The following is a 9,503-nucleotide window of genomic DNA, read 5'->3' on the forward strand; positions in this document are numbered from 1 at the left end:
CAAACTCGCTGGTACGCAGTTCCAGCCGCCACTCCTGTTCCCGACGCTTGTATTCGCCCACCTTAGCAGTCATGGCCGCCGCCGTATCAATCGTGTCAGCCGTCACCTCAGCAATTTGTCTGGCTGCATCTGCAACAGCAGCAAATTGTTCTCCACTCACACTAGCCGTAGCATAAGGGAAGACGGCAACGGCACCTGTTTCAACTTCGGGAGCTGCCCTAAATCCACCGGCGATCGCAGCAACCGGCACCGCCACAAACCGGGTAGCCTGTGCAATCCCCATCAAGACAAGTTCTGCCAGTTCTTCATCATTTAAACCACTGTCAGTCAGAGTTTGGAAGTAATCGCGGCGGTTAAGGATGCGCTGGCGACTAATGCCTAACACGGCGATCGCTTCTCTAGCTGCATCGACAGCCGCCTCCCGAACAGCGGTGGTTAGGTCGAGCAGATTGCGTTCATGGGTGTTCTCCAACATAGTTAGTTGCTCAGCATCGCGCTTTTCTAGCACATCTAGCAACGCAGCCCCGAACGTTTGCACATTGCCAATCATCTCCTTGGCCCGCTCCAGCATAAAGCTATAGCGATAGTGAGGTACGGGCACATTCAAGTCCGCCAACAGGCTACCAATATCGCGCCCACCAGTGGCTGCCGCCTGCACCAACGCCCGCACATCAAGAGGCGGCTGAAATAGAGCAAGCTGCCGAAAAACACCCTCAAGGTTAAGGCTATGGCGAATCTTAAACAGCCGATCTTCTACTCGATCCCAAAAGCCAATAAAGTCTGAGTTTTCGGGCACGCAGAAGGTATTAATAATCTTGCCATTCTGGTTCAGAGTAATAGTGCTAGTGCGCGCCGCTACATTGCCGTTCAGGTCTAGCTCGGTGAGGAACTCGGGGGTTTCTTCAAAAGCCTCACGAATGCCCTGGTAGTCACCCACTTCTTCAAACTGCTGAGAGGCTCTGGCTTCAGGGCGAGGGCCCAGCAGGTTAAACGCCAACACATAGAGCAAAAAGGCCTGATTAATCGACTCGCGGTTATCTTGGGCAAACAGGTTATCGGCCCAGTCTAAGAGGTTGGTGATATACCGCATCACGATCGCCTTCTGGTAAGCATTGAGCCGCAAGCGAGCGATCGCATGGGGGTTAAAGGGATCGTTCTGATACTCCGCCAGAGCCGCCTCATTCTCCAGCATTTGCCGCAGAGTCTCTAGCGACAGATTTCGCAGAGGCCAATATTGCCAGAATCGATCTGGATTCAGCCCAGTGCCGCGATTACTCTCGGAGGCCGTAGGGTTAAAAATATAGTGATACCACCGTTGAGCATCAGCAAAGCTCTGATTAGTACTGAGCTGATTAGCGATCAAGAAGGGAATGTAGAAGAAAATTTCCCGGTAGTAGAGGCCGTAAGCGCCATCAAAATCGATGGTACTAGGGATATCCTCCGCCAACACCAGTCCCAGACCCGAATCAGGATCATAGGTAAAGGGCTGGTAGCTGTTGAAATCCAGTTCCTCCGTCTGCTGTGCTTGCAGGCTAAGCAAACCATCAAGGCCCTGGGTAAACAGCTTCAAACTCAAGTCATGCACTGCAAACGTACTAAGACGCACAAACCGAAATCGGGGCAAATTAGCATCCCTAGTCGGATCAATAGCCTCTAGAGCTTCATCTCGGTCAAAGTAGAGCTTGATATGCTGACGCACATCTCCTAGGTCACTTTGAGCATATTCAAACCGAATCCGCTCAGCCGCTGTTTTCAGATTATCAATGTCCGCCTGAATCAAGAACTGCTCATCACCGGTATTTAGAATGTACCAGCCCGGCTGATTACCCACATCAATCACCGAGGCTTCATAGCGGGGCAAGTTCCTCAACAGGAAGTTTCTCCCAGCGAATTCCTGTTCGTCTTGCAGATCCTGAACAATCGTGGCAATTTGTCTGGAAATGTTCAAGAAAGACAGACTATGCAGATTCTCTTGCAACGCTCTTAAGCTAGCCGGCGTAAACCGATTAAGTGTAGAATGCTCCCCATCAGCATAGTCATTCAGGCTTAACCCATTCGTCAAAGACAGATGCAGGATCAGCCCCCGACTATTGGGCAGGCTAGAGTTGTCCGCACCAGCGGAGAAGAGGGACACATTGACATCGTAGTTCGTGATGTCTTCAAAACGGTTCTCCAGTTGGAGCGTGAAGCTTTGCTCCTCTAGGTTGTTCCGAATGCTTCTGACCTGATTTCCATAGAACAGAATGATGCGCTCTCGATCAACATCAATGGGTAGGATAGCGGTCAATTCAAAGCTTAGACTGGAGGTTACCAGAGTATTGCGGTTGCCCAACAGAGTGCGGAAAGAGCCTGAGTAGATATTAATCAGCGGTGGGCGATTCAACGATTGATAAAACAAGCCCACTTCCCGACCTGACAGCCTTTCATAGCGGCCTGCACTAATATCCGCCAAATCTCTTACCTGCTCCCACAGTCGAAATTCGCTCAGTTGGACGGTGAAGAAGGTATTGAGGGGAGCAGGGGCTACCTGGTCTCGTGTCGCAATGGCCAAGGTACTCACAGCAATGGCTTCAGCAATCGGTCGACCAATGCTCAGCACCTGAGCTGAAGGCAACAGTTCACCCAGATTTCCCGTATCCCGCAGAACCGAAGCCGTATCAACCTGATCATCTCCAACATAGAGGTTCAGCACATACTCACCTCTCCGTTGATAGTCAAAGATGACGGCAATATGCCGCCAAGCATCATACGGCAAATTCACATCCAAGAGCGTGGCTGAGGTAGAGGCCGTCCGAGACACCGTCAGCCGCCAGGTTGTCGTTTCCCACTGAGGTGTAGCCGCCGCCACGGTCAGCAGCCGATTAACCGCACCAAGGGCTGTCGATGTGCGGTTCCTCAGGTCGTCATTGATAGCGTCGATCAAGCTATCAATAGCGTTAACCAAGCTGGTTACTGCATCCATCAGATTAGGATTCGTTGTCTCATTAGCCGAGTCCCTTGCCTGTTGCAGATTCTCGATAATGGTTTGCAGATTGTTAATGGCTTCATTGCGATCCTCTTCAGAACGACCTGCGTTCAGGAGAATATTAGGACTGGTGCTGGTCGCTTGTTGGACAGCCTGAGGTACCGCTTCTCTGAGGCCCAAGACCGGGGTGATATTAGCTGCAGCGGTAGCTCTTAATGCATGGCCATAATCGAATAGAGTTACCTGGGGAGAGTTAGGTCGGGTTGAACCAGTAAACCCATTAGGACGTTGATTCTCCAGCTTGGTCCAAAATGACCAAGTGAGTCGCCGCATGTCAAACCGAGGAATGACGTTCAAAATGGCGGTATTAGCGTCAAGTTCTAAGACCTGAGCATTACGTTCGAGGGGCACCTCACCCTCTTGATTTAGGGTTAAGACCCGCTGGGCAGCAACCCGTTGCCAGTTGGGCAGGATAGCCTGCTCCGCACTGATCGTCTGATCCAGCTCCAGGTAGGTTTGGGGGGCAATCCAGCTTTGGTCAGCATCTAAATAGGAGTACTTGACCATCGGACGAAACACATCCACATTGCGCTGTACCCGTTCCCCGGTATTGTCGTTGACTAAAAAGCCTTGGTTGTCAATGCTGCGGCGTTCAGCTCGGTAATCCTCAATGTCTTGCTGGGTTACACCTTCCCCTTCAAGAGTTTGCTCAGATCTATCATCTTCGTCCTCTGGGGTGACCGTCACCGGGCCAACATCCATGGGCTGGCTCAGCTCTCTTAGCTCAGCCCAGAATAGAAAGAGGCGGCCAAAGGCATAGACGGGCGAGACATGATCGGCATCGATCACCAAATCGATCGCTTTCCAGGGACGCCATTGGGCACCGTTAACCAACTCGCGGTAGTAGAACTGAGCTGGCTGAGATTGGGTACGACCGACCAGAAACAGAATGTCATCCTGGCTAGCATTTTCCCTTGCCTCTAGGGGCTTGTGATGGTAGCTACCAACAATTTTTAGGTTGGCTACTTCCATAAACTGGTTGAGGTAGTGGGTATATGCCTGGGTAACAGATGCCTGGTTAATTTCTCCCTGCATGAGGTTTTGTTCTAGCTCCTCAAACAGGGGGGTTTTGTCGGTGCGAAGTTCTGGCTCAATGAAGCTTTCGGGATAGAGAAAGACCTTGCGATTGGCTTCCCATACCCGGTAGTTTTGGATCCACTCCCACTGATCGGCGGGGATAGTGGCTGGATCCACTCCTTTTTCCAGGTTCATTAGACAGCGTTGTACATACTGCTGCAGTGCGGCTGTGCCCTGAACGATGCGAGATGTTTCGACTACGCTGTTGACCTGCACATCCAAGAGTAGATAGTCCGACAGCAGGTCGGGGCTCCGGCGACCCTCAAAGTCGGCGGGGATATCTTCCATGGCCAAGGCCAGCAGCGCATCCCGCTTTTGCATCGCCAAGGGATCCCGTAGAGGACGGTAGACACGGGGCCATTGCTCGTCATCGTACAGGCCGCGTAGCACTGGCAGTAACGCATCTGCCTGCTGGCGGTAGAAGCTCAAGGAAAGGTCATCGGTGGCAGTAAACCGGATCAAGAAGCTGATATCTACCCGTAGTCGCTCGGCCAGGGCAAACCCGCGATGGAGCAGAATCAGATGTTCGACTCGGTTATAGGGGCGTTGTGCGCCAAAGTGCTGTTGTAGAGTCACGAGCTGAGGTACATCCCAACCACTGAGCTGCAAAATCGCCTCATTCACCAAGGGCGACTCCGACTGGAGCGTCAACACATCCAGCAGTGGGGCAGACTCGCCGCCAAAGGCTGCCTTCAATTCGGTGAAGATAAATAGGTGAGTCAAATCAGTTAGGTTGGGGCTGAAGACGTCGCTGACACTAAAGCAGGTAGGGTGAGTCAGCAATGCTCTGATTTCAGCGGCATTCAGCTCAAACCGAGTCACCAGCAGCAGAATTTTATGGAGTCGGAACAGATAGTCCAGCACATCGGTTGGAATGGGCTGCTCCTCATCTAGATTAATCAGTCGCTGCAGCAGGCGAGCCGGGTCACTCAACGGTTCGTTCACGGACTGGAAGTAAGTCATAACGGCCTGCAGGGGTTCGGGTTCTGCTCCCAACAGATCTGACAGACTAGCTAAGATGGCGTTGCGGTGCTCATCCCGGTAGCGTACCAGGGTTTCGATAATGGTGAACTGACGGTTGTTCTGGTTTTCCAGCACTGCCTGAATATCCGCCAGCACTGTGGGGTTGGGGGGAGTGTCGCCAAAGGCCGTGGAGAACTCGTCTAAATCATCAGGGCGCAGAATGATGCCGTACTCATTGACAAAGCCTGCCGCTTGCAAGGCACCGAAGACATCGATAGTCAAGTTGGCATTTAAGCCAGCCAACGGAGCAGACCAGGTTTGAACCTCGGCCAGGGGCTGCAAATCCGTGGGCATCTGGTAGCGATCGCTGACGGCTCCTAGATCATCCACAAAGTAGCGGCGGGTCAGGGCACCGATGGTGATGTCATCTTCCCTGGGGCGGAGGAAATCAACGATTTCGGCAGACTCGAACTCGCTGATCTGCTCCGAGATGAAGGTGATCGGGCTCACCAAAAACTCGATGCTCTGGTTCGCTAGGTCATCGGCAACACCACGCAGGGTGGCGGCGGTGTAGGGCAGGCGATCGCTAGGACTAGGACGGTCAGACGCAAAGAAGTTTAGATCATCGATGCTGATGCCAATACGGCGCATGTCGGTCAAGCGATCGCTCAACATGGCTAGATCCGCCAGAGACTCGACTTGCGAAAGCCCCACCCGATCCAGCAGCAGGTGGTATTCCCGCAGGGTCAGCCGCAGGGCCCGAGGCGTTTGCGCCAGTCGGTAGAGCTGCAGCAGGTAGGGAGTGTCTAGGGCAATCGTTGTTTCGGCTCCGCTGAGTTGTCTGACGAGGGCGTCCAGATCATTGCTGGACACTTGCAATGCCCCCATCAAACGGCTGCGGATAGCGCGATCGCGGCTGGGTAACTCCTGACCGGTAACATCCCAGCGGCGAGCAGGGTCGTGGTAGGCCCATGGAGATGTGCCCATCCCAGTTGGGTTAAACACCTGATCGAACAAGACTCGGCCATCGGCCCGGCCAGTGTGGCGCAGATCATGCCATAGGGCCGCAAGCCGTTCGCCAGACTGACGGTGGCGCGCCATCAACTGCCGGAAGGTCGCCAGATCCAGCAGGCTATCCCGATGCAGGATGATGTCAGGCAGGCGAGTGATTGTCAGAGGTTCCACAGTTTGCAGCCGGTCAAGATCGTCTAGGGTGACGGTGCGCCCCTGACCAGAGCGATCGCCAATCCTAGGGTTGTCTTCGGTGATGCCGTCAAAGCGCCATTCTAGGGCTAGGTGGGGCTCATCTCCCGTCAGAGCGGCATAGCGGTGGGCCACCAGCTCCGCCGTGGTGCGGGCCGTTGTCCACAGGCGTAGTTCTAGCACCGCCCCAACCAGATGGGTATCATCGGCAGTCGCTAACCCGTCATGGAAGCGCAGATCGGCGGCAGCAGCCCCCAGTCGGCTCGGCAAGGCCGCTGACAATTGCACCCCATCCCCTGTCCCCACCAGCTTGCCATCTAGATAGGCACGCAATACTTGAGGACGCAGCTCCGAGCGACCATCCAGCACTAGGGCCCCATGATGCCAACGGTTGGCCAGAATGCGATCGCTCGATAGCCAGGTACCCGACCAGCCCAGACTCACGTTATGGCCGCCCCAGTACAGCCGACCATCATGGGCATAGATCACCAGCCCTTGCTGGTCATCGCCGCTGTGGTAAAGAACCTGCTTACGCTGGCTGATCGTGGGATCGGCTAGCTTAAACCACAGTTCAATGGTGTAACGCTGCGGTGGGGTCGAGGTTTCCGCCGGTATGTCAAGGCTATCTTGGGCCGTACTAAAGCTGAGACTCACCTGGCTCTGGTGCCAAAAATCAGCATCCGTGGAGCGATCGCGGCTAACTAAGGTGGGTTTACGGGCCGATGCTAGGCCGCCCAGCCTCAAATGGTTGCCCTGAGGTGATGTATCTAACGTGTAGACGTTGTCGAACTCAGCCAAGGACCAGTAGGCCAGCAGCGTATCGGCAGTGAGATCTGGCGTCTGGTAGCGCTGGTGGACGGAAAAGTCTGACTGCACAGTCCCCCATAGTCGCAGGTCACGGAGCTGGCCGCCAAAGTACTGCTCCCCAGAGCGGCCTACCTCCAGAGGGACTGCGGCTGTCAGCCCAAGGGCCGGGACAGTGCCCTCCGCCTCCTCAACGCCGTTTACGTAAAAGGTGGCGCGATCCGCCGCAACGGTAACGGCAACATGGGTAAAGGCATCGGTTGCCAGAGCTGTTTCACCATTCAGGCGGGTATCGCCAGCCACGAGGGTGATCTGCCCCTCGGCATTTAGGCCAAACCACTGATCTGGGCCCCAGCTGAAGACAGGGTTGGCCTGGTCAATGGCACTGGGCTGCAGCCATGCCTCTAGGGTGAAGCGATCCGTCAATGCTCCCTGAAGTGCCTCAAGGGCCAGGTATTGGCGATCGCCGTCAAACTGTAGCGCCTGCAGGTTCAGCGGCTGCCGTAGCAGGGGCAGATCATCCACCTGTTGCCACATGGGATGATCAGGAATGTGCTCAACGCTAAAGAGCTGGTCATCCAGTTCAAACGGCTGGCGCGCACCAAGAGCCATCCAGTCATCCAGATCTAAATCGGCTGAGAGATAAACGCCCCGTTGCACCAGGATGTCATCAAAATATTTGTCTCCCGCTCTGGCGGCCCAGAAGCCAATGGTGCCAGCGGTGAGTCGGCGGCGATCGCGATTGCTGGAGTTAGTGTCATCAAAGGTATTGGCTTGAAACTCCGCCGGCTCGGGGGTACCCTCTGGCCAGATCTTGGCCCGAATCAGGGTGCGGCGACCGGTATCATGGGCTTCAATCAAGAAGCGGTACCACGTGTTGGACAACGGGTTGACCCCAGTATCCCGGCCTTCCCCGTTCACCTGGCGAGCCGCGTGGGGGTGGGGGGCAATGTGAAAGGTGCGCTGCCCGTCAAAGCGGCGGAGACGATAGTACTGGTCATGGCTGCCATCTTCAACGGCTTGGGGGTCGGTATAACGACTGAAAAAAGTAACCCCAATCCCGTCAAAGCTGCCGCTGGACTCCGGGGTGATCAGCATTCGCCCGGTGTAGGTGTAGCTGTTCCAGTCCAAGGCGTCCGCAGGTTGGTAGTGGCTATGAATGTTGTGCAGCCTCGACTGAGTTCCCAAGACAAGCGCTTCATCTTCCTCGGCAATTTGGAATAACTCGGGTACGGCACGACTGGAATTTTCCGCATCGGTATGCAGCCAATCCACCGGATCTGCTCCTGGCTCATAGGCGCTAAAGTCTTCTTGCAGCAGAGTCTCTTGCAGCACCTTGAGATCGTCAAAGGTCTTGGTGCCAGGGCCTGCCGTCCACACACCCACGGTGCCAGCAGTAATCCGGCGATCGCTGTCATCAACCGCTTTAATCTGAAAGTCTTCAGGCTCCAAGGTGCCAGCAGCCCAGATTTTTGCCCGCAGACGGGTGCGTTCTGCCCCAGCTTCCACCTCAATTGTGACCCGGTAATCCGTTTCCAGCTCCGGTAAAACGCCAGAATCCAGGCTACTGTCAGATTCAGCCCTCAGGGGTTGCACCCCGATGGGATGAGCCACCATATGAAACGTGGGTTGATGGGCATCCCGCCGCAGGGCGTAGTACTGGTCAACGCCGGTGGGGGTGCGGCTGAGCACTGTGAGCCCTAGGCCACTGTCCGTCTCACTGAAGCGCAGCTTCCCCTGATAGGTATAGTGACTCCAGGTGAGGGGCTCACCATCGGCGGGGGCATAGTGGGTTGTGATCCCGGCTAAATCAGAGTGGGTGCCGAGAACTGTCTTGCCGTTTAGATCAAGGGACTGAAACAGATCGGTAGCATCTTGAGGAGTAAGGCGATCGGCAGTATCCACCCAACCCGTGGGGTTGTCTCCCGGTTGGTACTGCGCAAACGTAGCCTTGAGCCGCACGGCTGCTTCCCGATCTTCCTCCTCTAGGTCTACTACTTCTAAAGTATTGAAACGGGCTGCTAGGGTCTGGGGTTGCTGACCAGCTACCCATAGACCGACGGTACCGGCCGTTATCCGCACATCACTGTCGTCGTAGGCCACCACTTGGGGATCGGTCGGCTGCGTTGTCCCCCAAGGCCAGACGGCGATCGCCATACGGGTACGTTCTGCCGGGCGATCGTCGGTCACCTGAATTTCAAAGGCATACCACGTCCCAGGTTCCACCGTCGGGAAATCATCCTGCTCTAGGGTGAGGGACTGCACCCCTTGGGGATGGGCCGCCAGGCTAAAGCTAGGTTGTCCATCTGGCCAAAGCACCTGCAGGCGGTAGAACTGATCGATATGCTCCGGATGACGGCTGAAAAAGGTCACCCCTAGTCCACCCGCAGTTTCCCCAGGTGGAATATCCGGCACATACAGCAGCCCACTA

General features: G+C 55.2%; 1 protein-coding gene. It reads right to left on the reverse strand.

Going from position 1 to position 9,503, the window contains the following annotated elements; all coding sequences use genetic code 11:
- Window positions 1-9,503 (reverse strand): neuraminidase-like domain-containing protein (locus tag V6D20_09770; GenBank protein HEY9816066.1); only part of this gene is annotated, 9,503 nt, incomplete at both ends.

The organism is Candidatus Obscuribacterales bacterium, from assembly GCA_036703605.1.
Classification (GTDB): Bacteria; Cyanobacteriota; Cyanobacteriia; order RECH01; family RECH01; genus RECH01.